Here is a 23,376-nt window from a genome sequence, read left to right as displayed (position 1 = left end):
ACTCTTCTGCCCCTTTTCGCACGGCTAAAGCCGTGCGCTTCCACGGTTATTCAACCCTGTCGTAGGTGATGCATTGCAGCCGAATGCGTCACTTCTCTGGAGCTATCTCTGATTGTGAGGCAGGGACCCCGGGGCGAGCAGTGACCGGCCGTGATCACGCAATTGGGTCGTTCCAAAATGGGTCGTTCTCTTCTGCCAATCTGAGGTTTCAATTGGGAAATGTGGAGAAACGTTTTGAACCAGGGTGGAAGCACGGCTGCCTGACGGCTTTCCTGACGTCTTTCCTGAGGTCTTTCCTGACGTCTTCCCTGCCTTGCCTGACGGCTTTCTTGACGTCTTCCCTGACGACTTTTCCTGACGTCTTCCCTGAGGTCTTCCCTTTCCTAACCCTCGGGTGGCTGACCGTGGAAGCACACGGCTTTAGCCGTGTGAACCGAAACCGGGGCAAGCAATCTTATCTGCCCAGACGGTTATACTTCTTTAAAATTTCGCGCAGACGATCGTGCGGAATTGCCGTCGCCTTATGGTTGTCCGCTCCAACCATGGTTTCAGCCGCAACCAGGGCGTTTACCTCAGCTTCTTCAACAGCCTGAACGGTCGCATCAAATAGCGGATCCAACTGATCGTTGGCCATCATCGCCGGATGGGTTACGTGCTTGTAGCTGAATGCGCCCGGATTCGCGGTGGAGAAAGCAATAAAAATGTCGCCTGACCCGTTTCCCGCGGTGGCGCCATTGCGGCCCAGGCCGAGGGTGACGCGCCTGGCGATGCGCTTAAGTTGGTGCGGCAGGAGCGGCGCGTCAGTCGCGACCACAACAATGATCGAGCCAACGTCCCTCGGCCTCGCCATCCCCATTTGTGACCAGACGGGATAGTCCGTAATCTCGCTGCCCACGGGGACGCCTGCGATCCGCAACTGCCCGCGCCGGCCATGGTTGCACTGCACCAGCACGCCCACGGTGTAGCCGCCCTGCTTTTCCGTGAGCTTTCGCGAGGCCGTTCCTATGCCGCCTTTAAATTCGTAGCAGATCATGCCGGTACCGCCACCAACATTGCCTTCGGGAACGGGACCGCCGCGCGCGGTCTCCAAAGCATGAAATGCGTCTTCTGGACGCACGTGGAAACCGTTGGTGTCATTCAGGTAGCCGTCCCAGGTTTCCGCCACTACCGGAAGCGACCACCAGTACTCGCTTTCCTTAGGCTGCCCATGCTTCACCCGCCACTGAATCACGGCATCTCGGACCACCCCCACGCTGTGGGTATTGGTGATCATGACCGGGCCCTCGAGGAATCCCGATTCTTCCACCCAGGTCGTGCCCGTCATCTCGCCATTGCCGTTCTCGGTGAACCAGGCGGCGAATACGGGATCGCTGTTGGTCGTGCCGCGCGGCAGCACAGCCGTTACTCCTGTGCGTACCGGACCGACGCCAACTTTTAGGGGGCCTTCGCCTGAAATAAGGGTCGTATGCCCTACCTCAACCCCTTGTACGTCCGTGATGGCATTCAGCGGCCCCGCTGTGCCCTCGAATGGCACGCCCAAGTCGCGTGCCCGGGGCTTGGTTTCGGCGAAAGCACATTGGCAGCACAGGATGCAGGCAACCAGGCAGATGCAGGGCAGATTTAATCTCAACTCTCTCTCCTGAATTGGACGGAACAGTGTACCCGAACAAGGAATTTTAGGTCGTTGCATCCATTAGCAGCCTAAGCAACAGTGCTGCCTGGATATCGCTCTAATCAGTTATGAGCGTTAGCGGGCGGCGTCATTGGGCAGTGTTATCCTCTCGACGAAACGAAAATCGGTTACGGCGAGGCATCGGGAAGATGGAGGAGAAGATGGAAGGCTGGAAGCGGGCGGTGGTGTTTGGTTCACTGGGAGCAGGTGCGTTGCTCCTGATTTCAGGTCGTAAGGTTCCGGGAACAGTTATTGCGGCGGCTGGCCTAGCAGCGCTTGCCTCGGAGTATCCGGAGAAATTCGAAAACTTCTGGGAAGACGCGCCGGCCTACATTGACCGCGGAGTGCGCATCTTCTCTGCACTCACAACCATGGGCGAGCGCTTTGCTGAGGAAGCGGCGCGGCGGGGCAGCAGAAGCTGGCGCGAGATGGTTGCCGAGTAACCGTACGACTCAGCCAAAAAATACACACTCCCCGCGGCAGCCGAAGCTGGCGGGGAGCATTCCCAATTGTCCGCTCCCTCCCTTGCACCGTTTCCCCCAGGATATTCGTGCCCGAGAGCCAGCGGACCATTGGTCCTTTTTTGGTAAAAAGTGATCCCAGTATAGGGAGCGAAAGGCAAAGGCTGGAATTCGGGAAAAATCTTAATGCGTTAGGAAATAAACCTTACGAAGTTCGAGCAACCTGAGGTGCCCAGTGGCAAGTTGGAGACGCGGATGAAAGCAGATACCCGCAAAACGTTGCAGGTGATTTTGGCCATCGGCCTGGTAGTGGCTGCAGCACGCCTGATTTACATCTATCGTTCGCGCCATCAATCGGCAGCACCCGCGGCCCAGCAAGCGCCGCCGCTCAACCCTACGTATTACGTGGTGCCGAAAAAACTCTATCCCTATGACTTGAAATCGGCTCGCCAGCTCACCCGACAACCCGTGTGGGTGAAGGAGGGCTACAGGTACTTTTATTACGCATACGATCCGGCGCGCCACCTCACCGATTTCAGTCACGAGGCGGGTCTGCTGGGCCCCATCGAAAAACTCCAGATCAAAGATGTGACCACGGATGTTGCTCCTGGATCGCGCAAGCAGAAGCAAGTCATCGCAATTTTCGAGAAGGAGGCTAAGAGCTATTCAGTTCCCATTGGCGCGATGAAGGGGAGCGATTATCAGATTTATTCCGACGAGATGTTTTTCATTGACGATCCCCGCCAGCTCTACAAGGTATGGCCCAAGGAGGTTTGGGACTCGATCGAAAAGCACGAAGTGAAGCCCGGCATGGATGAAATTCAGGCAAGCTTCGCGCTCGGAATGGGAGTGCCGCAGCGGCAGGAAGATCCCGCGATCAAAACCGTGAACTATCCCAACGGCGGCAAGCCGCTCGAGGTGACCTATCGTGGCGGAAAGGCAATCGAAATAAAACCCGGAGCCGCAACATAGAAAATCCGCTCTACGGAATCACGTGATCGCGTTCAGTCCCCAAGGATCTCTGAACTACGGTTATCGCAACACCGGCGAATCCGGCCCGGCGGGCTTGGTTTCGTCAGCGTGGATCTTGCCGTCTTCCTCTGCATAAAACGAACGATGAGTGGCGTCCAGGTTCTTAGGGGTGAGCGCCAGGATGTAGCCATCATTTTCGGCAGTAGGACTCGACGGCTTCTTTGCAGCCTTTGCACGTCGAGTAGGGGTCGCAGTTTTGTGAGATTGGTCGGTGTGCTTAAAACCGACAACGTAATCGCCGCGGTCGGTCGTGCGGGCCATGCGCTTGGTAACCATTCCACCGTGAGTAGCCAAGTCCATTAATGACGCAGCGTAATGATCGTGTTTCTGCTTGTAGACCTTTTGAGCGCGCAGCACGGTGCGCATATAGCCGAGTGCCTGAGATTCAGATTCCGAGCGCGACGGATCTCCTGCAAACTTCGGTTCGTACGGCGGCTGGTTGATTGGCGCACGCGCGCTTGGAGCTTCGGCCACCGGTGGGGTCTGTTGAGGAGCACTGGCCTCCGGTGGTTGCTGAGAGGTGGGTTGCTGCTCACTCTGGGCACCGGTCGGATTTTGGTTTTGGTCTGCCCGGGGCCTCATTGCTGTCGCGGCACTAGCCGTCAGAGAGAGTCCTACTAGAAAGACCAGCATTTGTACTCTAACCACCTGCCTCATCCCAGTTACCTCCGTTTGCACTAAAGGGTTTTCTACTCTTTACCATACGCCCGGTTATGGCTATCCTAAGCCACCCCCCAAAGAGGATAAATTATGAAAGCGGCCGTAAAACCAGCTTTGTCGAAAAAACCGAGTATTCGGATTGCTGTGGTAGAGAGCGACCCACTTCGTTTTGTCGGCTTTAGGGCGTTGTTTGATTCTGAGGCCGATCTTGAACTGCTCTCTTCTACCGTCCCGGAACTGGCCGCTCGGGAAAACGTTGATTTGGTACTACTTGGCAGCCGTGGCGGCCAGAACCTGTTCGATATGATGGCCAGCCTGAAGGCCGCTCGTCCTGACCTACGGATCATCGTAACCGGTTCCGGTGCTGACGAAGAAACTATCCTGAAGGCCATCGCTGCGGGCGCCAAGGGCTATGTTGACGAGGCAGCTACCCCGACCGAATTTATTCAAGCCATCCGGGTGGTCAACCAAGGCTCAGTGTGGGCGCCACGGCACGTGCTCTCCACGTTCATCGAGCGGGTTTCAACCTCGCCGGGACGAATCTTTCCCGCCGGCAGGGTCACTTTTACGGACCGGGAAAAGGAAGTTCTGGAAATGTTGGTGGCCGGACGCTCCAACAAGGAAATTGGGGCTGCCCTGGGGATTGAGGAGCGCACGGTGAAGGCCCACGTCGCCAAACTGATGCGTAAGGTTGGGGTACAGAACCGTATAGCCCTTTCCGTCCACGCCATTACGCACTCGCTAGTTACAGCAAAGTAGGGGAAGTTACTTTCGGCATCGGCCTTCGGTAACCTTGTCGGCCATGCTCCCTGACGGCATACTGCGCTCACCTACCACAGAACCTGGGAGAGGGGTTGGAACTGGGAATAAGGGTCAGTTCCGGCCCCCTTTTTTTTTGGCAGAAAAGTACCCCCGAGCCCGCACCTCATCTGCCAACCCATCACGCAATTCACAGCACTCCAGCTTCGTCCTTGGGTTTAGGATGGCGTTCAAAGAAAACTACTCATGATTGCTGTGACTTCCTCCGAGGTTGAAGAGCGATGACGAAATCCTTTGTTGTATTTGCAATGTTTGCTGGCCTTGTGGCCATGAGTTTTGCCCAGAGCCAGACCAGCACCTCAGCGGACCAGGCCAAGCCTCCAGCCGAAGTGCAAAACGCTCCGGTGGACGAGCCGGCAACTGAAACTGATATCCCGCCGGCTGACAAGACTCCGACTGACGCTGCGCCGAATCAGGCGGCTCCGGCGACCCAGACCACGCCGACGGCGCCAGCGAGTCCGGCCACGGCTACCCAACCCCCGGCAACACCGGCTCAGAGCACCAGCAGCGCCCCTGCACAGCCTTCCGCGGCTGAGAGCGAGGCCTTGGCGGAGACCAAACCGGGGCAGCGAGTGCAAGCCGCCGCGGACGTTCTGAAGGACATCATGTCTGCGCCGGACAGGGGCATTCCCGAAGAAGTGCTGGGATCGGCGGAATGTGTTGCCGTAGTTCCTTCACTGCTTAAAGGTGGATTCGTATTCGGCGGCCGTTACGGACGCGGAGTGGCCAGTTGTCGCACCCCCAAAGGTTGGAGTGCTCCGGCATTCTTCACAGTCAAGGGCGGAAGCTTCGGACTGCAGATCGGCGGCCAGGCCGTGGACCTGGTCATGCTCGTCATGAACGAGCAAGGGATGAGAAACCTGCTGTCGAGCAAGTTTCAAATTGGCGCGGATGCCTCGGCGGCGGCGGGCCCCGTGGGCCGGCATGCTGAAGGCGAGACCGACTGGAAGATGCGCGCCCAGATACTCACCTATTCGCGAGCGCGTGGCGTCTTTGCCGGGCTGACATTAAACGGCGCTGCTGTCACGCAAGACAAGCAGAGCACCCGCGAGTTCTATGGTCGGATGGTGCCGTTTCGCACGTCTTTAACCGGACAGATTCAAGCGCCAGGTACCGCTTTTCCGTTCCTGGATGCGCTCTCCAAGCTGGCTAAAGAAGCCGCTGCTAGATAACCGTCACTCGTGATGGCTGTGGGTGTGAGTGTGTTGGGGCTGCCCGGTTTTCTCCATGTGATGATGTTCTGATTCTGCTTCCCTAAAGAGGGCGGGAGCACCCAGGCTGCCCTTCGGCGGCAGGTGGCGGATATAGCGAACCATGCGCCACATTTCGTCGTCGGTCAAAATGCCTTTCCACCCGGGCATACCACTGAAGCGAATACCTTTCTCGATGATCATCTTGAGTTGACCATTGCTGTAGTTCTGAACGTTGTTTGCGCCGAGGTCAGCAACCTCCGGAGACATTTTGTCGGCGAACGGGACACCCGTGTTGTGTCCGTCGAGGCCGTGGCAGATCTGGCAATGATGCTGGAAGTGCTCTGCACCCTCTTTGACGTTCTCCGGCGTATCGGGAATCGGGTTCGGCAGGTCTTTGCCGGAGATGGCCATCTTCTTGGCCTCTTGTGCCACCAGAGTTTCAATGTCACTGGGCCGATTGGCGGAACAAGCAATCAGCGCAATGGTGCCGGCAATCACCAAGGCGACCGTAGTGAAACTTGTATGCGAAACGCGATGCATGCTCTCTCCTCTGTGGAAGATCCATTATGCAGCAAAGAATTGTGAGCTGTCTCCAATCAGGAGCTACGGCAAAAGAGCGCCCCGGGTTGTCGCAGGTTACAGCCTAGAGCGCCGTCGGCAGTTTGAAAAAACCTGAGCGGAATGCTACCGTCACGTTTCTTTCTCGATGCGCCATCGTCTGGAGTACGCACCGGTATGGCTGCTGGTCCGGGTGCTCGGCGCCTTACCGCGTTCACTCAGCCGCGCTGCCGCGATCGCGGTGGCATGGACGGTCTATCTGCTGCATGCACGACTGCGTGCGGTAGGCATGCGTAATCTGGCGCTCGCGTTCCCGGAGAAAACCTCCAACCAGCGCCGCAGGATCGTCCGAGGCGTATTCACATCGTTAGGACGGCTCCTCGCCGAGGCGTGCCACTTTCCCCGCTACACACTAGAAAATGTGGACGAAGTGGCCGTCTATGACGGCTACGAGAACTTCGAGCAAGCTAATCAGCGTGGCAAGGGGGTATTGTTCCTTACGGCGCACTTAGGGGGCTGGGAAATCGGTTCTTTTGTGCATTCGCTGCATGGCCATCCGCTGCAGATTGTGGTGCGCCCGCTCGACAATCCATATCTTGACGACCTGGTGCGCCGTTACCGCACCCTGCATGGAAACAGCACGTTCGGCAAAGAGGACTTTGCCCGCGGATTGCTTTCAGCAATGAAAGGTGCGAAGACAGTCGGTATTCTAATGGACACAAACATGACCCCGCCCCAAGGTGTGTTCGTAGATTTTTTTGGACACCCAGCTTGCACTGCCAGCGGGGTGGCGCGTGTGGCGTTGCGAACCGACGCTGCAGTGGTGCCGGCGTTTACGATCTGGGATAGGGAGGCAGGAAAGTACCGAATCCGATTCGATCCCGCGCTCACGCTGGCGCGTACCGGAGATGATGCTGCCGATGTGACGGCCAATACCGCGCTCTTTACGAAGGTGATCGAGGACTACGTGCGCCGTTATCCTGACCAGTGGCTTTGGGTGCATAGGCGCTGGAAGACACGACCGGAGGGCGAAGCCAGTATTTATTGATTCTGGAGCAAGTTGCGTTCTGCCGCTCTCCCGTATAGAACCATTGCCATGAAGCGTTCGCTGAAGAGCGTTGCCGAATTCATTCACGCACAGCTAATCGGCGATGGCAAGACACAGGTTTGGGGGGTTGCAAGCATCAAGTCTGCGAAACCCGGTGATCTGGTCTTTGTGGAGGAGGCAAAATTTCTTGACGCGGCGCTGTCCTCCGGCGCGAGTGCTGTGATCGCGGGTGAATCTGCTACCAAAGTTAAATCAAGCAAACCGCTGCTCATCGTTCCCGAACCGCGTCTGGCATTTGCACGCGCGGGAGCGCTGCTCTGCGAGCCGGAAGCGAAAAAATCCGCAGTTCACGCCACCGCGGTAGTAGCAAACTCAGCCCGCCTCTCCAAGGATGTCTCCATTGCAGCGCATGCCGTTGTAGGCGAGGACGTCACGATCGGCGAAGCCAGCTCTATCGGGGCAGGCAGCGTAATCGGACGCCGGACGGTGATTGGCACGCACTGCAACATCGCTGCCAACGTAACCGTCTATCCCGGAGTGCGCTTGGGCAATCGCGTGACCGTGCATGCAGGAGCGGTGCTGGGTAGCGACGGTTTCGGATTTGTGCGCGACTCCAAAAGCGGTGAGTACGTGAAGTTCCCGCAGATTGGCGGGCTCGAAATCGGGGACGACGTCGAAATTGGCGCGAACACCACCATCGATCGCGGCGCACTGGATGTAACCGTCATCGCCCGTGGCGCCAAGCTGGACAATCTGGTGCACGTCGGCCACAACGTCCGTGTAGGAGAAAACGTTGTGATTGCCGCCCAGACGGGACTTTCCGGCAGTGCCGTCGTCGAAGATGGCGCCATAATCGGCGGACAGGTTGGTATTGCAGACCACGTTCGCATAGAAAAGGGCGCGATTCTGGGAGCGCAGTCCGGCATCCCCTCCAGGAAGGTGATTCGTGGCGCCGGAGTCGTGTTCTGGGGAACGCCAGCGCGCCCTATTCGGCAGTATTTAAAAGAGCTGGCCGTTCTTGCGCGGCTGGCCAAGAAAGACCAAACCGAGACGGAATAAGAGCGAGGGTTCATGTCTAAGTTCGAACATCAATTTGCTATCCTTATTTGTGCGGCGAATTCACAGAAGCGCCTGGATGCTGGCGATCGCCTCTGGTGTGCTTCAGGTCCTGGTTTTCCCCAATCCTAATCTCTACTGGCTTTGCTGGATTGCGCTAGCGCCCTTGCTCGTAGCGTTGTTGAGAACGCAGCAATCTGATGCGATTCACCTGCCGGACGAAATGCAAGCGCAACTGCAGCCGGCCTCTCCTGTGCAAGGGTTTGCCCTGGGATATGTAGCTGGCGTGATCTGGTGGGCCGGCACCTGCTATTGGGTGTACGACACCATGCATTTGTACGGCGGTTTAAGTGCTCCGGTGGCGCTAGGCATCCTGGTACTTTTTTGTCTTTATCTAGCCATCTACTTCGGGGCTTTCGGACTGCTGATCGCACTGTTGGCGGCTGGCGACAAGAGATCCGGCACTCGACGCGCGCTGTTCGTGGCGCCTTTCCTGTGGGTCGGTTTGGAGCTGGCTCGGGCGCAGATCAGCGGTTTCCCGTGGGACGTATTGGGCACCGCACAAGTCAACAACGTTGCGATGAACCGGATCGCCACCTTCACCGGGGTCTACGGACTGTCATTTGAAATTGCTCTGGTCAACACGGTGTTTGCGGCGGCCTGGGTGGTGGCACGCTCCAAGCGCAAGCTGATTCTCATCGAAGCCATTGCCGTGGCGTTGTTGCTGCAGCTAATGGCATTGATCAGGTTGCCCGCTCCTCCCGCCGACCACACTGCCTTATTAGTGCAGGCGAACATTCCCATACTGCAGCCCTCGCAATGGACTCCGGAATATTTTCAGGGAACGCTCCACGACCTGGTGCGGATCAGCGTTTCAGCAGCCGAGCGTTCTTCAAGAAAGCCCGAACTGGTGATCTGGCCGGAATCGCCAGCCCCGTTCTATATGGACGAGCTGCAGTTTCAGGCGGCGGTTGCAGCGGTCGCGCGCGGCGACCATGCTTACGTGATCGCGGGCAGCATTGGAGGCCGTACTGCAGGCGACACTTCCGAGAGCAATGAGGTTTACAACTCCGCCGCCCTGATGTCCCCGGACGGAAAATGGAGTGCGCGCTACGACAAAATTCATCTGGTTCCTTTCGGCGAGTTTGTGCCTTTCAAGTCGCTGCTGAGCTTCGCCGGTAAGCTCACCCGTGGGGTCGGCGAATTCGAGCGGGGCGCCGGGCGTGAGCCGCTTCAGGCCGGCACTACGAAGCTGGGCCTATTCATCTGTTATGAGTCCGTCTTCCCCGACGAGGTCCGTGAGTTCGCCCGCAATGGGGCCCAGGTATTTGTAAACATTTCTAACGACGGCTGGTATGGCGACACCGGCGCAATTGGGCAGCATTTCAATCAGGCCCGCATGCGGGCGGTGGAGAGCCATCGCTGGCTGCTGCGTTCTACAAATACGGGCATCACTGCCGCAATTGATCCTTATGGACAGGTGGTCGCCCGTGCCCCGCGAAACCTGCGTACTACGCTGGAAGCGCCTTACAGGCTGCTCACCGGGACCACGTTCTACACCCGCCATGGCGACTGGTTCGCCTATGCGTGTGCGATAATTTCTATGGGAGCGCTTCTCTGGCGCTTCCGATCTCCCGCCGGGATGGTGCGATAGCATGGTCGAAGAACTGGAACAGGAATATACAGCCCTCAAAGACCGGGTGCGCGATCTGCGGGAGTATCTTTGACGCGGGCAAGCTTCGCCAGCAGCTGACCGAGATTGAAAAGAAAGTCTCCGACCCCAATCTCTGGTCCAACCCTCAGGAATCGCAAAAAGTGATGCGCGAGCGCAAGCGCCTGGAAAACGTGCTGTCCACGGAATCCGAGCTGGAGCGTCGCAGCCAGGATATCGCTGCATACTTCGAGTTGGCGCACGAAGGTGAACAGGTCGGTGGCGACCTGCAAAAAGAAATCGGAGGATTGCGCGAGCTGGTGGATCGCTTAGAAACCGAAACCCTGCTCTCCGGCGATAACGATTCGCTCAATGCGATTGTCACGATTCATCCCGGTGCGGGAGGCACAGAGTCGCAGGACTGGGCGGACATGCTGCTGCGCATGTACCTGCGATGGGCCGAGCGCCAGGGCTTTGCCACGGTTTTGAACGACTATCAGCCGGGCGAAGAAGCGGGCCTCAAATCGGCGACCTTCAGCGTCAATGGGCAATACGCTTACGGACTATTGACCAGCGAAATCGGTGTGCACCGGCTGGTGCGCATTTCACCCTTCGACCAAGCCAAGCGGCGGCATACTTCCTTCGCCAGCGTGTACGTCTCGCCGGAGATTGACGAGAGCATTGAAGTGGTGATTAAGCCGGAAGATCTGCGGGTGGATACCTATCGCTCGGGTGGGCGGGGCGGGCAACACGTGAATACCACCGACTCAGCGGTGCGTATTACGCATATTCCTACAGGAATCGTAGTCAGTTGCCAGAACGAACGTTCTCAGCACAAAAACCGTGAACGCGCGATGAGTATTTTACGCTCCAAACTTTACGAGTATGAGTTGGAGAAGAAACGCGCGGTTACGAAGAAAATAGAGGATTCCAAGCTGGACATAGATTTTGGATCGCAGATACGCTCCTACGTGCTGGCCCCGTATCGGATGGTGAAGGACCATCGCACAAAGACCGAAGTCGGCGATGTGGACCGCGTGCTCGACGGTGATTTGCAACCGTTCATCGGCGCCTACTTGCGGATGCGGCGCGGCGAACAGAAATAATCTCCTTCCTCCCTATTACATTAGTAATCACCGGAAAATCGACCAACCGTACTAACCTAGTGTCAGTAGTTGTCTTCGCAAACCTATGTCGCGAATGATTGACCTGATCCGCCAGTCGGCGGTGCCTCCGCAACTACTCCGCTCAGCCGCCAAGGGAGCGCTATCGGTTCCACCGGCGGAGATGATCGAGATCCTGGTGTTTCTGACTAAGAACCCGATTTTTGCTGAGCAGGCACGGTTGACGCTGGCGGGGTGGGACGAAGATGCATCCTTGGCAGTTGCATCGGATCCGAGCACGCCCGCTGAGGTGCTGAAGTACCTGGTGCAGAACCTGCGGCGTTCTTTGTTTCCGGCCTTGCTGGAGAACCCTGCCGTGCCGGAATCTCACCTGGCGAACCACGCGAGGGAAGCGACTATCGAAGCTGCTGAAACTATGCTGGCCAGTGCTCGGGTTCGGAAATCGCAGCTTGTTTTGGAAGCGTTGGTTTCTAACTCGCAACTGGAAGATTCTCAGATCAATAAGGCCAAAGAATTACTTTCTGGTCTCGAAACGAAACTGCCCGCCGCCGCGGAAGGTGAACTCCTGGGTGACGAGGAGGTAGCGGCCTACATGGCTGAGCACGCCGACGAGATTGCGGCGGAAGAAGACCGCCCGTTCAATCTGATTGGCGGTGCAGACGAGCTGCGTTTGGACGAAACCGTTCCAAGTACACAGACGGCGACTGCGGCCACAGGCGCTGGGGCAGCGGCTGCAGCCAAACAGGCGCTCGCTCCCGGAGAGAAAGAGAAAGTCAGCACCCTCTTAAAGATCTCGCGCCTGAACGTGGGCGGTCGCGTGCAGCTTGCTATGAAGGGGAACAAGGACGAACGATTTCTTCTTATCCGCGACGGTGCCAAGGTAGTCGCCCTGGCGGTGCTGGAATCGCCCAAAGTTACCGACAGCGAAGCCGAGATGTTCGCCAAAATGAAGAACGTGCAGGACGTGGTTCTGCGGGCGATGGCAAGCAAGAAGAAGTTCCTGAAAAACTACTCGATTATCCGCAACCTGGTATTTAACCCCAAATGCCCTATTGATGTTTCGCTCGATCTGATGAAGCACTTGATGATTAGCGATCTTAAAAACATCTCTGGCAACAAGGAAGTTTCAGACACGGTCCGCAAGATGGGTCTCCGAATGTTCGTGCAGAAGAACGACAGTCGCAAACGCGATTAAGCCTTCTCTCCGCAACTCACTCTCTTTGGCAACCACTCTTTAGCGGCGATCTGACGTCTCTGGCGGCTTTTTGTAGAATGTTGGCCGGAGATACTATGCCCGGCATCCAGACCGATCAGATATCAGAGGTTCTAAAGAAAGCCAAAACCATCGCCGTGGTGGGGCTTTCATCCAGTCCGTTGCGCGCCAGCCATGGGGTTGCCGCCTACCTTCAAAGCCACGGCTATCGCATTATTCCGGTGAATCCCGAGGTCAAGGTTGTGCTGGGTGAAAAGTCATACCCCACCTTGCTCGACGTCACCGAGAAGATTGACATCGTGGATATCTTTCGCCGTCCAGAATTTGTACCGGAAATTGTGGACCAGGCGATTCAGCTCAAGGTGCCGGCCATCTGGATGCAAGAGACGGTGGTCCATGAGTCGGCCGCCGCTAAAGCACGCCAGGCCGGCATCTTCGTGGTTATGGATCACTGCATCCTGAAGGAACATCGGGCGCGGTTCAGGTAATGCGCAGTTAATCTGCTTTGATCAGAATTACAGTACGGTCATCTCTCGCGCCAGACGGAGCGGTGAAGGCGCACGCATCTTCCAGGATGGTTTCTACCGACAAATCCGGCATGGAGAGCAGCTGTCCCAGACGCTGGCTGCCGTACTCTTCGCCGCTTTCATTTTCCGACTCGGTGATTCCGTCGCTGTAAAAAACCACACGTGAACCGGCGGGCAATGACACTCTGGTTTCGGCAAAAGTCTCCTGTGCAAAGCCGATGGGCAACCCGCCGTCGCCCTGGACGGTGCGAACACCGCTTGCATCGCCCAGCAAGGGCCAGTGATGGCCTGCGTTCGCGAGTGTCAAACTACGAGTTGCCGGATCGAAAACTGCGCAAAGCATGGTCACAAAACGGCCACTTGGAAAATCCTCCAGCAGAAGCCGGTTCAGGCGGGTCAGCACCTCGCCGGGTCCAGGGGAGGTCTCGGCCAGTGAACGAATCATGCCTCGCGCCGCTGCCATAAGCAGTGCGGCGGCCATGCCCTTTCCCGCTACGTCTGCCAGCACCAGCATCCAGCGGCCGTTACTTAAGGGAATGTAGTCGTACCAGTCACCACCGACCGCGCCTGCGGGAATGCAGCGGCCGGTGATGACAAATCCGGGAACATAAGGCGAGCTTCTTGGGAAAAGGGCTTCTTGTATGTAGCGCGCCTCTTCCGCCTCACGGTTCATGCGCTCATTCGCCAGCCGCTCCTGCCGGAAAAGCTGCGCATTCTGGATCGCACCCGAGATGTGTATGGCGAACGCCTGTAATAAACGCAACTGTTCTGGCGGAAAACCGTCAATTTCCGGGTGAGAGGCCGTGAACACGCCAATCACTCGGTCCTCTACCTTCAGCGGGATTGCGACCTCTGACCGGGTGTTTTGTTCACACCCAACGTAATACGGGTCCTTCTCGACGTCGGGGGCATAATGCATCCGTCCGGTTCCCGCGGCATGTCCAACCATGCCCTCTACTCCGACCTTGAGCCGATGTCCCTTCGTGTGGAGGGTGCAACCGTGGACCGCTGCCAGTACCATCTCATCGGCGCCCTCGCCACGTAGATAAATGTTGGCTTCTAGGCAGCCGAACCAACCTGCAATATCGTCAACGATCCGTGCGATTAGCAAATCAAGATCGAGAATCGAGTTGATTTTCTGTGCGGCTTTCTGCAACGTGAAAAGATTTTGAATATGATTGCGCTGGAATTGCCGTCGCGGCAGGGAACGGATATTAGTTGCGGGGCTGGCGGCCATGACTCTACTCCCTGTGGACTATAGGGCAGAACTGTCGGTTTGGATGTGCTGGCCTAGCTGCCCGATTCCGATTTTTTCGGCTCGGGCGTTGACTTGGAAGATGTTCGCCGGCGTTTAATGTCTTCCAGGCGCTCGCGTATCCGTCGTTCTGTTCCTTCGTCGGTTGGGCGATAGTAAACACGGCTGCGCAGGTTGTCAGGAAGGCATTGCATGTCCGCGACTTTGGACTCCAGGTCGTGGGCATACTGGTACCCTTTGCCATACCCCAGCCCCTTCATCAGACCGGTTGGGGCATTGCGAAGGTGCAGGGGAACGGGCTCGGCGACAGTGCGCTCCACATCCTGCTGCACGGCCCCATAGGCTTCATACAAGGCGTTTGATTTGGGAGCTGCCGCCAGATAAACCACAGCTTGGGCAAGCGCCAGCTTTCCTTCCGGCATTCCGAGAAAATCCACCGCGTCGCGTGCCGCAATGGTGACAGAGAGGGCCTGCGGATCGGCGAGGCCAATGTCTTCGACTGCCATGCGCACCACGCGGCGTGCGATGTAGAGAGGATCTTCGCCCGCTTCCAGCATCCGCCCCAGCCAGTAGAGCGAAGCGTCGGGATCACTATTGCGGACAGATTTGTGAAGCGCCGAAATCAAGTTGTAGTGTTCCTCGCCGGCTTTGTCGTACAGCAAAACGCGCTTTTGCAGCGCATCCTGCACGAATTGGTCACTGATCTCTGCTCCTGGTTTATTGCCCGCTGCCTCCATGGCGAGACCGGCAGCCACCTCGAGCACGTTGTAGGCGCTGCGGGCGTCACCACTTGAGTAGGCTGCGATTTTGGCCAAGCCTTCATCCGAGGCCCGCAGTGCCATTTGGCCGAGCCCCCGTTCTTTGTCGGCCAGCGCGCGCCTGAGCAGTTCGACGATCTGCACTTCGGTTAGAGGATTCAGCACATACACACGAGTGCGAGAAAGCAGCGCCGAGATGATTTCAAATGAGGGGTTCTCGGTGGTAGCGCCGATCAGCCGAATGCTGCCGGATTCCACGTAGGGAAGGAATGCATCCTGCTGGGCCTTGTTGAAGCGATGGATTTCGTCTATGAAAACTATAGTGCGGGTCCCAAACTGTCGCGCCTTTTCCGCATCCGCCATCACCTGTTTGATTTCTTTTATGCCGGAGAGCACCGCCGAGAACTGGATGAACTCCGCCTGGGTCATGCCCGCGATGACTTTGGCGAGCGTCGTTTTACCTACGCCGGGTGGCCCCCAAAAAATAATGGAGCCGGTGTCGTCGCGCTCGATTTGCGTGCGCAGTGGCTTCCCCGGCCCGACCAGGTGCTCCTGACCGACGAATTCATCGAGGGTTCGTGGCCGCATACGGTCGGCGAGCGGGCGCGTGCGGTCGGTGGAGCGCTCTCCTCCGGGGATTGATTGAAACAAGCTCACGCACCCTCTTTTCGGCGCTGTCGGGCAGCCTCGTAAAGCACAATAGATGTAGCGACCGCCGCATTCAGCGATTCAACCTTAGGCGAGTGAGGCACTGCGATCACTTCGTCCACTGCGGAGACGATCTCCCGCGGCAGTCCAGCTCCCTCACCGCCGACAAAAATGGCAATTGGCCCGGCGAACTGCGCTTGGTCTAGCGGCGTACCGCTGTGTGACGACGTAGCCAGCAGGCGAATGCCTCGTTCGCGAAGGGCCGCGACTGTCGCTGGGGACGCTACCCGCGCCACAGGCAAACGAAAGATAGATCCCGCTGATGCCCGAATTGCCTTCGAGTTATAGGGGCTGACCGTGTTCTCGCTTAACAGCGCTCCAGTCGCGCTAAACGCCTCAGCGGACCGCAGAATTGTGCCCAGATTTCCGGGATCCTGAAGCCCGGCGACCACCAAAACCAGCGGAGGTGTTCTTGGCGGCTTGCCAGGGCTCGACCCAAGCACATCGTCCATCTCAAAGGTCTTCATCCGGACCAGCGCGGCCACGCCTTGCGGAGTCTCGCTGGCAACCACTCCGGCGAATAGCTTATCGGGAACCAGGAGTGTTTCTACCTGTGCGCCCATCTGGGGCAGCAGACGCTCGGCTCGGTTGGCCGCAGACTCGCTGAAGAACACCGCCTGAAAGCGCAGCCCGCTGCGGACCGCCTCTTCCACCACCCGCACACCCTCGATGGCGCAGTAGCCTTCCGCAGTGAGTTCTCCGCGGTCAAAGGCACGGCGCAATTCCTTGAGGAGTGGGTTGTGGCGCCCGGTAATTCGCCGCAGCCGCTCGCGATCGGAACTGATCATAAAGGCGCTCGGCCTGGGAGATTGAATCCAGGCTCGAAATCAGCATGATACGCTTTTGGCCGTGAGTGGCTTGCGGAGCGCGGGATGTTATGCTAGCGTTCGCGGTTTTAACCTAACATCGGGAAACAGCCAGAGTGCACGCAGAAATTATCAAAATTAGCAGTGAGAAGCCCGAGCCCTCGTTGGTGAGCTATGCGGCGCAGCAAATCCGTTCCGGCCTGGTGCTGGGCATGCCCACCGACACCTTCTACGGCTTGGCCGCCGATCCCTTCAACCTGCGCGCCGTAGACCGGGTCTATGACATTAAGACACGCTCGCGGCACAAACCACTATCACTGCTCATCGAGAGTGTTGAGCAGGCGGAAGAGTTAGCGCGACCGCTCCCGCCGGAATTTTACGCGCTTGCCCGCCGCTTCTGGCCCGGTCCTCTTACCATCATTGTGCGCGCGGCCTCGAAGCTTCCCCTGAAAGTGACCGCCAATACCGGCAATGTCGCCCTGCGCGTTCCTTCGGCAAAGATTCCGCTGGCGGTCATCAAGTCGGCGGGCATTCCGATCACCGCTACATCCGCGAATCTCAGCGGGGCCAGCGAATGCACCACTGCGGAAGAGGTCCGCGATCAGCTCCAGGGACGCATTTCCGTAATTGTCGATGGGGGCACATCGCCGCGCGATATTCCTTCCACGATCGTTGATCTCACTGACCAGGAAGCCCGTTGGACAGTGATGCGCGAGGGCGCCATCGCCGGCCAGGAGATCTCTGAGTTTTTTGCCGAAGGATGATGGATTCTTCGCCTAGCCGTGGCCAACGCCGACACGTTGCTCTGGGAATACTGGCGGTGGTTGCGGCAACGCTGCTGGGTTGGTTCTCCGCCACCTGCTGGCGGATCATTGAACAGGCAGGGCATGACGAAGTCCGGCCTGCGTCTGCCATCGTCGTATTCGGCGCGGCGGAATATTCCGGTCGACCATCTCCTGTATTTCGCGCCCGTCTGGAACACGCCTACCAGCTTTATCAGCAAGGCGTAGCCCCGGTGGTGATTACCACCGGCGGCTCAGGTTATGACCCCACCTATAGCGAAGGAGGAGTGGGACGCGATTACTTGATCGCGCGCGGCGTTCCTGAGCACAATCTGATCGCTGAAACCCAAAGCTCGGATACTGCCGAGTCCGCCCACCGGGTGGGAGTTATCATGCGGACCAATGGAATGCAAAGCTGCCTGGCGGTGAGTGATGCCTATCATGTTTTTCGAGTAAAGAAGATGCTGGAGAGCGAAGGAGTGACGGTTTATGCCGCGCCTCGCCCTGATTCAGGTTTGCGGTCCGCCTGGCAGCGAGCCACGTCGGTTACGCGCGAGGCTATCAGCTTTATGCTTTGGAAATTACACCTGACATAGCCCGCTGCTCTTGTTTGTGGTAACGGCGGATATTCGGTAGAGGAACTACTTCAGAAGCGCTACGACCCGCGCTGGTGCGCCACGACCACCCTTAAGCTTGGTTGGAATTACCTCGACCCACGCTCCGGTCGGAGGCACTTTGTGCAAATTGGCGACATTTTCGATTTGGTAGACGCTCCGTCTTAGAGTGAACTGCCCGACGGAGTCCACCTCCTGCGCGACGCCAATATTTTGACTGTCAATCCCAAGCCCAAAAATATTTCGGCCTTCAGCAAGGAAGCGTGCCGCTTCACTCGAATATCCGGGGCAGAGTGTTGCTTCAGCTTTATTGAAGGAACAAACACTGGCATCCGAAGCGGTCCGGGCCAGAACGATTGCGCCCTGCGGAATCTGACCATGGGTCTGCTCCCAATCCGCAATATCATTAACCCCGATTTGATAATCGGAATTACTGCGAACTCGCCTGCTGACGTCAATTACCACCAGTGGCCCGAGCAGTCGCTCGGGAGGAATTTGATCAACCGCCCAAAGATCCTTCGCGTAGCCGGCTGGAGCGTCAATATGAGTGGCCCCATGTTGCGCCAGTTGGGCATTAGCACCAGTACGCCGAGTAAGATCCACAACCCCGGTAAACCCTCCGGGCTGAGTCGGCTGGGGACGGCGCTGCGCGAACAGCAACAAGGCAATCGCGAACGCGTATGCCACAACAAACGTCTTCCACTTCATAGCGGGCAACTGCATAGATTCACAAACCTGCTTCTTATAAGATGCCGTGGACTAATTTAAGTTTGATTCATTTTGCGTGCCGCAGGGGATAACCGACAAGGAACAATTGGACATGGCCAGACGAACAGGTACCATCATGCCCAAAATCAATTTCGTGCCGATTTGAAATTAACGGTTACTTCACAAAGCGCACGAAAAGAATCGCAAGCAAAGCGGCTGTGAGCGTGCTAAGAAAATTTACTGTGTCATTGCCGATACGGTTCCGACGTTCCAGCCAGGCGCCCAGGTAGCTGTCCGCAAACATCCCAAGCACGGCCGCAAAGGTAGCGAATAGAATCCCGCGGTAGTTGATTACACCCGTGACTGCGCAGACCAAGGCTACCAGTGAAGCTGCAAAAGTTCCCGCCAGCGTCCCAGCTAAACTGACGCCCCCATCGGTGCCCACCGGCACCGGGTCCCAAGTGGTAATCAAATAAGCGTGTTCCGTACTGGCCTGGCCAAGCTCACTCGAAACCGTGTCGGCAGCGGCCTCGGCTAGCGCAGCGACGGTTGCGAGGAGGAGAACACTACGCCAATTATTGAAGCTGGAAGCTAAACCACAGAGCGCTGCGACAAACAGATTGGCGAAGATCTGGGACGCGGTACGGCCGCTGCGCTTTTCTGCTGTACCCAGAAGCTGCTTTCGAGAATATCCGATACGGGTGGCTACCCACGCCAAAACGAAAACGGTCACAACCCCTGCGAATGCGCCGGGCCCGACAGTAATGTAAAGAACAAAACTTAGAAGGGCGCCCCCGAGCGCGCCTGAAACATCCACCGCGCGCAGCAGGCGAGCCAAGATAGTAAACGCCAGAACAAGAACCGCCGCCGGCCAGATTCGGTGCAAGAACTCCGGCTTCGAAATCCCGGCCCAACTTACGGTGACAACCAACAAGTCTAGTGAAATCAGCGACATAGAAGGAGCGTATGAAGCTCGCGGGCTAATCACCGCACTTGCAATTGCGGCATTAACACGACGCTGCGCATCGTATCAGAGAGTCAGGCGGGGTTAGACAGCAGTAACTTTGCACTGTAAATAGGGCGGTGTAAACTGCAGACCCGCACCCAAGCTCTGGGCGAAAAAGAGGAACAAGAAAAATGGCTGCTTCCGTGTGGTCGGGATACCTGACGTTTGGTCTCATATCCATGCCGGTACGACTCTTTTCTGGAGCGCGCAGCTCCAGCGTCTCCTTTAACATGCTTCATCGCGATGACAAAGTGCGGGTGAAGCAACAGCTCATTTGTCCCGCCGAAAACAAAGTGGTGGAACGCAACGAGATCGTGAAGGGATATGAATATCGCAAGGGCGAATATGTGGTGATCGAACCCGAAGAGATCAAGAAGATCGAGCCCAAAACCGCGAAGGCGATGGAAATCCTCGAATTCGTAAAAGATGAAGAAGTGGATCCCATTTACTTTGAGACCTCTTATTATCTAGTTCCCGAAGAGGCCGGGCGACGTCCATACGCGCTGCTCAGTAAAGCGCTGGAAGAGACCAAATACGTCGCCGTTGCCAAGCTCACCATGCACAACCGCGAATACACGGTGCTGCTTCGGCCTCACAAGGGCGGGATGCTGCTTTACACCATGTATTACTACGACGAGGTCCGCCAGGTGGAGAACTTTGGCCGTCCGGATGTGGAACTGAAAGAAGCGGAACTCAAGGTAGCGCACCAGTTGATCGAAGCGCTTGCTGATGAGTTTGACCCCAAGAAATATCACGATACCTTCCAAGAAAATCTGAAGAAGCTGATACAGGCCAAGCTGGAGGGTGGCGAGGTCGCGGAGGTAGAAAAACCACGCAAGCTGGCGCCTGTGGTTGACCTGATGTCTGCCCTCAAGGAAAGCCTGGCCCAGATGGAAGGCAAGAAGAAACCGGCGGCTCGGGTTGCCGAAGCGCAGCGGGCCTCAGAGGTGGAAGTGGCCCGGCCGCGGAAGTCCTCAAAGCGGCGCGTATCTTAACTCACCCTTGATTCGCGTGTTCTCCAGGATGAGAGTAGATGGGAACGTTGTTTTGGTAACCCGCCTGAAAGTGTTCTCATGCCTGAATACGTGCAAGGTTCACGTTTGAGCTGGGGCCTCTTCCGATCAGAAAACTCACGCACCAGCGGGCCAAGAAACGCAAACAACAGACACTCTGCACGGCCATCACTTCCCCGTGGCCTTCGCAATTGAGAGGCAGAGATTCCGGCCTCCTGCGGGGCACTCGGAGCGGGCATTATTCGCAATCTTTGCCAGACTATCTCCAGGCGCGCTTTCGTCGACATGCTTCAACACGAAGCTCCTAAAACCTCTGTTTCGATTCGTGAGCACCAGCAGCCGGTTAAAACTCTTCCAATCGTCCGCGAGTAACTTCGTGACTGAGTCGCTGTATCCCTCCGCAATCGCGCCATCATCGCAGTGCGAGAATCGCTTGTATGCGCGATAAACCTGATCCCAGTCCTTGAGCGAATCCGCTTCCTTTTCGGCCTGTGTTGCCTCTGCTTGGGTGCATTTTTTGATCGCTGCATGGTCTGCGAAAGCACTGGTCATGAAGAACAGAATGAGAACAAGCGAGATTAGGCGCATTCGAATTCTCTCCCACAGGCTCCGACCTGAGAGCCTTAATTATTTATTGAATAGTGATTTCGGTCATTGGATCGTGCGACTGCCAATCCGTGATTGTTTTCATGCAATCGTCCGTCGTTCGGACGCAACCCAACGTCGGGTGATTGGGACCGCCGCTGTTCTCCCTCCCTGAGTGAACGCCCATACCGGTCCGCCCGGGCACATCGAACACGTCGACTCCGTAAGACCCATATGGCCCGTTAGGATCAGGTGGGTGATTGGTGTGACTCTGGAAGGGATAATTCCCATTCGGCCAGGGACCGTTGCTGCTTCGAGTCGTGTTGTTCGCCGCAGTGCAAATGGTGACGACGTTACCATCTTTGTCGAGCAGGGTCAGCGATCCGTTCGCACGGTTGAAAATCATCGAGGACAACCCAAACGGATCGATCAGTAGCCCCGGGTTATTCTGCACGTACCTGTAAAAGTCGATTCCTGCATCGAACCCAATCGGGTCTTCGGAAATGAACCGGCCAATGCTCGGATCAAAATACCGGAGCCGGTAAAATCGAAGTCCCGTCTCTGCATCGAACTCGCGTCCGGTGTACTGGAATGGATTGGCAATGGTGCTGGTGGAAGCGGTCATCTTGCCGAACGAGTCATAGGTGTACGTGTTCGACAACGTGCCTGACGCATCGCTGAGAGAAGTTACGGAACCGAGGCCATCCTGCTCATAATAGTTAGCGGTTGACGAACGTAGCTCGGACAGAACTTCGTCTATCCAAGACCCCTGGTTATACCGCGCAAGCACGGTTCCGCTATTGTCGACCTCCTCCAAGAGTTTGGGACCATCATAGAGGTAATTCGTGGTCCCGCCCGCACTGCTCTTCTGGATGCGGCGACCTAAGGGATCATATTTGAAAGTCACTGTGCCGCCCGTGCCCGGCAGTGTGACCGACGTCAGCCGGTTCTCGAAGTCCCACGCGTAGCTAGTCGTTGCCGAAGACGCCACCTTGCTCAATGTGTTGCCGTTATTGTCGTAGGTGTAGGTGGCATTTGGGGTCGAGGTCAGCTGGTTGGAGCTGTTGTAGGAGTATGGCGAAAGATTTAGCGAGCTCAGCCGGTTGCCGACCGTGTCGTAGGTGTAGCTCTCCGTCGTCTGCCCGCCTTGCATCACCGTCAGCAATTGGTAAATGTTGTCGTAGCCATAATTCGAAGTCACGCCACCGATGGCATTGGTCTTTGAGGTGCGGTTGCCCGCGTTGTCGTACGTATAGCTGCTTCCATCGAGGGTGCTCGAGCCCGCCTGGTGCAGGACCGAGAGCAGCCGCGAGAGTGAATCGTAGGTGTAGTTCGTGTTCACTCCATTTGGGCGAGTGAGTTGAGTGCGGCGGCTCAGATTGTCGTAGCTGAAGCCGAAGCTTTGGGATTGGAAATTGGTGAGATTGGTCAGCCGGTTCAAGGTATCGTAGCTGTAGGTGGTCTGTCCGTTTTCGGGGTCGGTTAATGATATCCGGTTGGAAGCGGCATCATACGAGTCGGCAGTCGTGAAGGAACGCATTACCGGGCGTGCAGGGTTGGGACCCGATTTACTGTTAGGGCGAAATAGTAGGTTTTGCGCGAATCAGTGCAACCGTGGTTACGAGGGCCCGATCAGGCCAATAATTCCAACAAACGCCCAAGCTAACGCGCGCCATCCTTGAAGCGGACCCGCTGCGCCTATTGTGATTACCTCAACGTAGCCGCCACCTCCCAGAAGCGCAATCACAATAAAAAAAATCAAAGCCAGTGCCCGTACTCTCATACCCAACACCTCACTAATACACGCCAGACGGTCCCGCAGGATTAATTCCCTTAAGTCCATTTGGCTTGGGTTTTGTGCAATGCCTCCTGACAGTTCACTTTCACGTCTCCCATCCAGATAGCAAATCCCAAGAAGTTGTCTGGGCTAGAGCGCTACCTGATTCGAGCGCTGTCGGAGATTGCTCTTACGGGCGGCAAACGCCAGCCGTAGAGTTACTTGGAATCTTCCGCTTATTCAATGGGCTTGACGTAGCGTTCAGATACGATTTCTACGCGCCGACAGTCTCTCATGGAAACTGTGAGCTTTGGTTCACCTTCGTTCGCCTGAACATTTAGTACATAAAC

23 protein-coding genes are annotated in these 23,376 nt (G+C 56.9%); 13 read left to right on the top strand and 10 right to left on the bottom strand.

Annotation, left to right across the window (positions count from 1 at the left end; translation table 11 throughout):
• Positions 1-454: 454 nt before the first annotated feature.
• Positions 455-1,630, bottom strand: a complete 1,176-nt coding sequence (locus tag VFA76_01670; protein ID HZR30547.1) for a P1 family peptidase — start codon at positions 1,628-1,630, stop codon at positions 455-457.
• 203 nt (positions 1,631-1,833) lie between these two features.
• On the opposite strand from VFA76_01670, the gene VFA76_01665 reads away from it, so the two are divergent.
• Together VFA76_01665 and VFA76_01660 are read left to right on the top strand one after the other, a co-directional pair.
• Positions 1,834-2,115 (top strand): hypothetical protein, encoded by a 282-nt coding sequence (locus VFA76_01665; protein HZR30546.1) that lies wholly within the window; start codon positions 1,834-1,836, stop codon positions 2,113-2,115.
• 273 nt (positions 2,116-2,388) lie between these two features.
• A complete protein-coding gene (locus VFA76_01660; GenBank protein HZR30545.1) occupies positions 2,389-3,105 on the top strand; it encodes a hypothetical protein in 717 nt (238 codons plus the stop codon).
• A 60-nt stretch (positions 3,106-3,165) separates the two neighbouring features.
• Here VFA76_01660 and VFA76_01655 read toward each other — a convergent pair whose 3' ends face one another.
• Complete coding sequence (locus tag VFA76_01655) at positions 3,166-3,798, bottom strand: hypothetical protein (GenBank protein HZR30544.1); 633 nt, start codon at positions 3,796-3,798, stop codon at positions 3,166-3,168.
• Between the two features lie 117 nt (positions 3,799-3,915).
• On the opposite strand from VFA76_01655, the gene VFA76_01650 reads away from it, so the two are divergent.
• Positions 3,916-4,584 (top strand): response regulator transcription factor, encoded by a 669-nt coding sequence (locus tag VFA76_01650; protein HZR30543.1) that lies wholly within the window; start codon positions 3,916-3,918, stop codon positions 4,582-4,584.
• A 281-nt stretch (positions 4,585-4,865) separates the two neighbouring features.
• Positions 4,866-5,816 (top strand): YSC84-related protein, encoded by a 951-nt coding sequence (locus VFA76_01645; protein ID HZR30542.1) that lies wholly within the window; start codon positions 4,866-4,868, stop codon positions 5,814-5,816.
• A 3-nt stretch (positions 5,817-5,819) separates the two neighbouring features.
• Here the strand turns inward: VFA76_01645 and VFA76_01640 are convergent, their stop codons facing one another.
• Positions 5,820-6,377, bottom strand: coding sequence for a cytochrome c (locus VFA76_01640; protein ID HZR30541.1), 558 nt, complete (start codon positions 6,375-6,377; stop codon positions 5,820-5,822).
• Between the two features lie 166 nt (positions 6,378-6,543).
• Between VFA76_01640 and VFA76_01635 the strand changes: the two genes are divergently transcribed.
• The 6 genes from VFA76_01635 (at position 6,544) to VFA76_01610 (ending at position 12,975) form a co-directional block, all read left to right on the top strand.
• Entirely contained in the window at positions 6,544-7,443 is a 900-nt protein-coding gene (locus VFA76_01635) for a lysophospholipid acyltransferase family protein (GenBank protein ID HZR30540.1), read from the top strand.
• A gap of 48 nt (positions 7,444-7,491) precedes the next feature.
• Positions 7,492-8,502: a UDP-3-O-(3-hydroxymyristoyl)glucosamine N-acyltransferase gene (gene lpxD, locus VFA76_01630; GenBank protein HZR30539.1), complete on the top strand. Its 1,011-nt coding sequence runs from the start codon at positions 7,492-7,494 to the stop codon at positions 8,500-8,502.
• Between the two features lie 76 nt (positions 8,503-8,578).
• Complete coding sequence (gene lnt / locus VFA76_01625) at positions 8,579-10,153, top strand: apolipoprotein N-acyltransferase (GenBank protein ID HZR30538.1); 1,575 nt, start codon at positions 8,579-8,581, stop codon at positions 10,151-10,153.
• Between the two features lies 1 nt (position 10,154).
• Positions 10,155-11,256 (top strand): peptide chain release factor 2 gene (prfB, locus tag VFA76_01620; GenBank protein ID HZR30537.1). Its coding sequence is split into 2 segments (ribosomal slippage): positions 10,155-10,223 and positions 10,225-11,256, totalling 1,101 coding nucleotides; the frame shifts between segments, so codons are not numbered across the junction.
• Positions 11,257-11,350: 94 nt separating this feature from the next.
• Positions 11,351-12,469: a hypothetical protein gene (locus tag VFA76_01615; GenBank protein HZR30536.1), complete on the top strand. Its 1,119-nt coding sequence runs from the start codon at positions 11,351-11,353 to the stop codon at positions 12,467-12,469.
• A gap of 95 nt (positions 12,470-12,564) precedes the next feature.
• The gene (locus VFA76_01610) at positions 12,565-12,975 is read left to right on the top strand and encodes a CoA-binding protein (GenBank protein HZR30535.1); all 411 of its coding nucleotides are present in this window, start codon (positions 12,565-12,567) and stop codon (positions 12,973-12,975) included.
• 7 nt (positions 12,976-12,982) lie between these two features.
• Here the strand turns inward: VFA76_01610 and VFA76_01605 are convergent, their stop codons facing one another.
• From VFA76_01605 to VFA76_01595, 3 genes are all read right to left on the bottom strand, one after another.
• The gene (locus VFA76_01605; GenBank protein HZR30534.1) at positions 12,983-14,251 is read right to left on the bottom strand and encodes a GAF domain-containing SpoIIE family protein phosphatase; all 1,269 of its coding nucleotides are present in this window, start codon (positions 14,249-14,251) and stop codon (positions 12,983-12,985) included.
• Between the two features lie 53 nt (positions 14,252-14,304).
• Positions 14,305-15,615 (bottom strand): replication-associated recombination protein A, encoded by a 1,311-nt coding sequence (locus VFA76_01600; GenBank protein HZR30533.1) that lies wholly within the window; start codon positions 15,613-15,615, stop codon positions 14,305-14,307.
• Positions 15,616-15,680: 65 nt separating this feature from the next.
• The gene (locus VFA76_01595) at positions 15,681-16,523 is read right to left on the bottom strand and encodes an RNA methyltransferase (protein HZR30532.1); all 843 of its coding nucleotides are present in this window, start codon (positions 16,521-16,523) and stop codon (positions 15,681-15,683) included.
• A 134-nt stretch (positions 16,524-16,657) separates the two neighbouring features.
• On the opposite strand from VFA76_01595, the gene VFA76_01590 reads away from it, so the two are divergent.
• Both VFA76_01590 and VFA76_01585 read left to right on the top strand, forming a co-directional pair.
• Positions 16,658-17,305 (top strand): L-threonylcarbamoyladenylate synthase, encoded by a 648-nt coding sequence (locus VFA76_01590; protein HZR30531.1) that lies wholly within the window; start codon positions 16,658-16,660, stop codon positions 17,303-17,305.
• A complete protein-coding gene (locus tag VFA76_01585) occupies positions 17,302-17,919 on the top strand; it encodes a YdcF family protein (GenBank protein ID HZR30530.1) in 618 nt (205 codons plus the stop codon). The genes VFA76_01590 and VFA76_01585 overlap by 4 nt, the downstream gene beginning before the upstream one ends.
• A 45-nt stretch (positions 17,920-17,964) precedes the next feature.
• Here the strand turns inward: VFA76_01585 and VFA76_01580 are convergent, their stop codons facing one another.
• Together VFA76_01580 and VFA76_01575 are read right to left on the bottom strand one after the other, a co-directional pair.
• Complete coding sequence (locus VFA76_01580; protein HZR30529.1) at positions 17,965-18,645, bottom strand: cyclase family protein; 681 nt, start codon at positions 18,643-18,645, stop codon at positions 17,965-17,967.
• Between the two features lie 175 nt (positions 18,646-18,820).
• A complete protein-coding gene (locus VFA76_01575; GenBank protein ID HZR30528.1) occupies positions 18,821-19,600 on the bottom strand; it encodes a DUF92 domain-containing protein in 780 nt (259 codons plus the stop codon).
• 182 nt (positions 19,601-19,782) lie between these two features.
• Between VFA76_01575 and VFA76_01570 the strand changes: the two genes are divergently transcribed.
• On the top strand, positions 19,783-20,646 hold the full coding sequence (locus VFA76_01570) for a Ku protein (GenBank protein HZR30527.1): 864 nt from the start codon (positions 19,783-19,785) through the stop codon (positions 20,644-20,646).
• 649 nt (positions 20,647-21,295) lie between these two features.
• Here VFA76_01570 and VFA76_01565 read toward each other — a convergent pair.
• Positions 21,296-22,789, bottom strand: coding sequence for an RHS repeat-associated core domain-containing protein (locus VFA76_01565; GenBank protein ID HZR30526.1), 1,494 nt, complete (start codon positions 22,787-22,789; stop codon positions 21,296-21,298).
• A gap of 78 nt (positions 22,790-22,867) precedes the next feature.
• Positions 22,868-23,032, bottom strand: a complete 165-nt coding sequence (locus VFA76_01560; protein ID HZR30525.1) for a hypothetical protein — start codon at positions 23,030-23,032, stop codon at positions 22,868-22,870.
• Between the last annotated feature and the right edge of the window lie 344 nt (positions 23,033-23,376).

Source organism: Terriglobales bacterium (assembly GCA_035651655.1).
Lineage (GTDB): Bacteria > Acidobacteriota > Terriglobia > Terriglobales > Acidobacteriaceae > DASRFG01.
This window is presented reverse-complemented; position numbering and strand designations above follow the sequence as displayed.